Genomic DNA, 3,413 nt, shown 5'->3' on the forward strand with positions numbered 1-3,413 from the left:
TGTTCGGTAAGCTCAAGCACTATCGCAGAATTGCTACACGATATGAGAAAAAAGCTATTAATTACATGGGGATGCTATCATTTTCCTCGGTGCTTTTATGGCTGAGGTGAAACGTCAACAGAACCTAAGTTTATTTCCCAATATTTATGTTAAAAACAACAAATTAATGGATATATTTAAAAGTAAAGAACCCCTCGGTTTTCTTTACTTTTAAGCTTTTCACTTTAAAAATAAACTGAGCATACAGACTAGCTTGACTTTTAGTAACGTTGACTTTCAAGCCCCGAATAGGGTTCTTCTACTCTTAAGCTAGAGGTAAAAAACCGTATTTTTGAAGATCTGTAACTATGTGCTTGTAAAGATCTCCACTTCGCCCCACTGGGGAACCAATTTTTGGATCTTCGATTTTTTTCTTTATATCCAGATAATAAAGCACATAATTACTCAACTTTTCATTTTTAGCATTATCATCTAGAGAGCTGTTGATGATTTCACGCAGTATTCTTACCGCATTAGTGGAAACCGCACTAGGACTCTTAAGCCAGCGTCCTTGATAGCGGTTCAAGGCTTCATTAATGACAGTATAAAAAAGCGGAGCCTCATCGTCATCACCTAGGACATAATCCACTACAAACTCTGGATAAGTTTGAGGCATAACTTTGGACATCATTTCATTTCTCCCGCCGCCAAAAGTTAAAAGATTATTGTAGTTTGGAGCCAAGCCATGCGCAACGACACTATGAGTTAAAGTATCTGTATCGAAAGCTTGACCTCGAAATCGTTGCGCTTCACCGCTAAATCCAGGAACTTTACTCAGTGCCTTGCTGGTGTAGTGATCGATTTTTCCTAAAGTTACTCGTGCTAAAATACAAGAACGAGTAAGTTTTTTTCGGGTTTTGATCGAACGGCAGTTGCAGGCAAAATCACCACACAAAGGGCAACTGCCATAAGTCATCATTTTGGCAAAAGAATCTGTTAAATACGTACCTTGACCGAGCATTCCATAACGTGGGTTTGTTGCTGTACCATAATTTTTCCCCACAGATGGATTAAACCCGCCCTGGATGATCAGTTCAATCCACTTAGCCGCAGTGCCATGAAACAAAAGTGTTTCGCCAATACTTTTATCAAGTACAGGTAGCGTAAAGCCTTGTGAGAGTTTGCCGATAGAATTCGTCCAACGTATTTTATCGACTTCTGAGCCACCTTTAGGAGCAAGTTGTTTGAGTATTTCTTCTCTGAAATTATTGTATCGATTCCAGACATCGGGGTTGATAATAAGACGTACACTTCGTACCGTTACAACCTGCGATTTTGCTGGATCAATTTTACCACGTCTTTCAGTCAGTCTGCGCTCTGCCATGGCTATCTGGAATTCAGTCGCTTCTTTGTTGGCGGGGTTTACCGCCCATTCGGCAGTATTCATTCGGGCATCTTCGCCCTTTGCGGAGCTGTATCCTCTGGCTTTGATATTTTCGTTAATATAGGCACTGATTTTTTTGAAAACTTCGTGTTCCTTGGGTACGTTGAAAAAATGCGTTCCCCCGTTCATCTGTTTGGGTACCACGCCATCGTCATCGGTTAAATACCACTCATTGCGCACGATGTCATCATCATTGACGGCGTGGTTGGTAGACGCCCAATAACTTGGCTTGTTTTCCGAAACGCCTGTTCCCGTGGAGAAATTCATATCAAAACAGTCTGCACATACGCGTTCAAACAGGGTGGCTTTTTTAATTATAACCTTGCGTTTAGGGGCGCAGTTATCGCAGAAATGTCCATTGCCGCAAATCCGGCAATGATGTCTATGCCCTATGCTCACGTGACAATGACAGATCAGGCAGTTGTTTTCGCTTTCTGTGATTTTGTTCCAGGCATCGGGCCCCTTAATTGCAAGCAGAGGATTGAGGGAAAAAGCAGCAGATTTGAGCTGGTTTACGGAGTCGCTGCCTCCTATGCTGAGAAATCTGAGTTCATTAATGGTATCTCCGACCTGGTGAGTGCAATGCGTAAACAGTTTGTCATCATAGGTTTTCTCGGACAGAGCATCAGAACTGATTTTTGTCCCTGTTTTAAGACAAACCGATTCAACCAGGGCTATGGTGGCGACTGTCCAGTTCGCGTGTTCTTTTTCTGAGCCTTCGACCAAGGATCTTAGCGTCTCAAAAACATAATAATGCACATCGCTTTTTTTATGGCAGCGTATCAGATCAACATGATGCACCATGTCAATCAAATTTTTATAGAGCCTGTCCTCATCGGTATAACCGAGCTTTCGTTCAGCATCTTTATTGGGAACATAATCTTTAATGTATCCTGAAAACTTTGCAAAGTCAGACTGCTTAAATTTCAGTTTAGCAGCTACCAGCTCAAAAATATTGGCACTACGATCGCCATAAGTATGATCATCCGAGTGTTTATGTTCGTTGGTTCTCCCTGATCGACATAAAAAAGCCGATAACTGCATTAAAGCCGTTTTTTTCAGGGCTTGATCCATGGCAAGTTTTTTAAATTTTTGCTTGCCGTTGGTCTTGATTAATTTAAAAAAGTTTTCGACATAAATTAACTGGCGAATGGAATGCACCGTGCCGTGATTGGGTCGGTAAACGGTTGAGCCTATCGTCCTAATACGAGAGCGTAAGTAGCTGTCGTCTGCGTAAGGCTGGTTGATGATGCTATCACCCAGTAATTGCCAGAGTTCGTATTGTTTTTCAGAACTTTCCCAGTAATACTCCCAGGTTTGTAACCAGGGTATGTTTACATAAACCGGATTTCCATCTGAACTTATTTGTAACTGATGTCTTAGTGGCATTGCATATTCCCTTGAAAAATTAATATCTTTTTTAAAGAATAACGTAGAGAAATATGAATGTATATTTTTTAAGGCTAATTTTTTTTGCTCGACCAGCACCGCGAGTCGCTGAGCAACGCGTATGAAACAACTTGAGCAGTTAGGTGCGGTAATACGGTAAAGTCAGAGAGCTAAAATATTGAATAAAAATTTTAAATACAATCCTCTTACTCACTAGAAATTGAAAAACAAATGCAAGAAATGTACAGCCACTTATCCGAAAAAGATAAGCGTTTATATACAGGTGTTTAAGCGTTAAAATTTTCTTATGGTGGCATCAGTGTTCAACTTGTTTCAGAATAGATGTTCAGATTAGATTAGAATGACTGCTCAGGTTGGGCCAGAATATGCAAGAAATAAACATTGTCGGCCTTTTTTAGCTCAGTAAATAATACGTCTCTTAATTTTTAGTTAAAAACATAGAAAACAGGCTAATCTAGGTTCTGTTGACGTTTCACCTCAGCCATAAAAGCACCGAGGAAAATGACAGCATCCCCATGTAATTAATAGCTTTTTTCTCATATCGTGTAGCAATTCTGCGATAGTGCTTGAGCTTACCGAA

General features: G+C 40.4%; 1 protein-coding gene and 2 pseudogenes. 1 reads left to right on the top strand and 2 read right to left on the bottom strand.

The window, feature by feature from the left end; all coding sequences use genetic code 11:
* Positions 1–110 (top strand): annotated as a pseudogene (locus tag N7974_RS20945) (IS5 family transposase); the annotation flags it as partial.
* A 194-nt stretch (positions 111–304) separates the two neighbouring features.
* Here the strand turns inward: N7974_RS20945 and N7974_RS20220 are convergent.
* Entirely contained in the window at positions 305–2,812 is a 2,508-nt protein-coding gene (locus tag N7974_RS20220; protein WP_262967335.1) for a SidE phosphodiesterase domain-containing protein, read from the bottom strand.
* A gap of 493 nt (positions 2,813–3,305) precedes the next feature.
* Positions 3,306–3,413 (bottom strand): annotated as a pseudogene (locus N7974_RS20950) (IS5 family transposase); the annotation flags it as partial.

Source organism: Methylobacter psychrophilus (genome assembly GCF_025583945.1).
Lineage (GTDB): Bacteria > Pseudomonadota > Gammaproteobacteria > Methylococcales > Methylomonadaceae > Methylobacter_C > Methylobacter_C psychrophilus.